The sequence below is a fragment of the Thauera sp. 28 genome, from assembly GCF_000310145.2.
Lineage (GTDB): Bacteria > Pseudomonadota > Gammaproteobacteria > Burkholderiales > Rhodocyclaceae > Thauera > Thauera mechernichensis.
Map to the genome: position 1 here is coordinate 1 of NZ_AMXA01000089.1, position 698 is coordinate 698.

A 698-nucleotide genomic window follows, 5' to 3' on the forward strand; every position below is an offset into this window, starting at 1 on the left:
GGCAAGACCACGCTGACCGCTGCGATCACCACGATTCTGTCGAAGAAGTTCGGTGGTGAGGCGAAGGCCTATGACCAGATCGACGCGGCGCCCGAAGAAAAGGCGCGCGGCATCACCATCAACACCGCGCACGTCGAGTACGAAACCGCTGCTCGCCACTACGCGCACGTTGACTGCCCGGGCCACGCCGACTACGTCAAGAACATGATTACCGGTGCTGCCCAGATGGACGGCGCGATCCTGGTGTGCTCGGCCGCTGACGGCCCGATGCCGCAGACGCGCGAGCACATCCTGCTGGCCCGTCAGGTTGGCGTGCCGTACATCATCGTCTTCCTGAACAAGTGCGACATGGTCGACGACGAAGAGCTGCTCGAGCTGGTCGAGATGGAAGTGCGCGAGCTGCTGTCGAAGTACGACTTCCCGGGCGACGACATTCCCATCGTCAAGGGTTCGGCGCTGAAGGCGCTCGAAGGCGACCAGTCGCCGATCGGCGAGCCGGCAATCCTGGCGCTGGCCGATGCGCTGGACTCGTACATCCCGACGCCCGAGCGCGCCATCGACAAGCCCTTCCTGCTGCCGATCGAAGACGTGTTCTCGATCTCGGGTCGTGGCACCGTGGTGACCGGTCGTGTCGAGCGTGGCATCGTCAAGGTTGGCGAGGAAATCGAGATCGTCGGCATCAAGGCCACGGTCAAGAC

At 63.6% G+C, this 698-nt stretch carries 1 protein-coding gene; it reads left to right on the plus strand.

What is annotated here, in order from left to right:
• A partial coding sequence (locus C662_RS19555) for a GTP-binding protein (protein WP_002934656.1) occupies positions 1-698 on the plus strand: 698 nt, incomplete at both ends.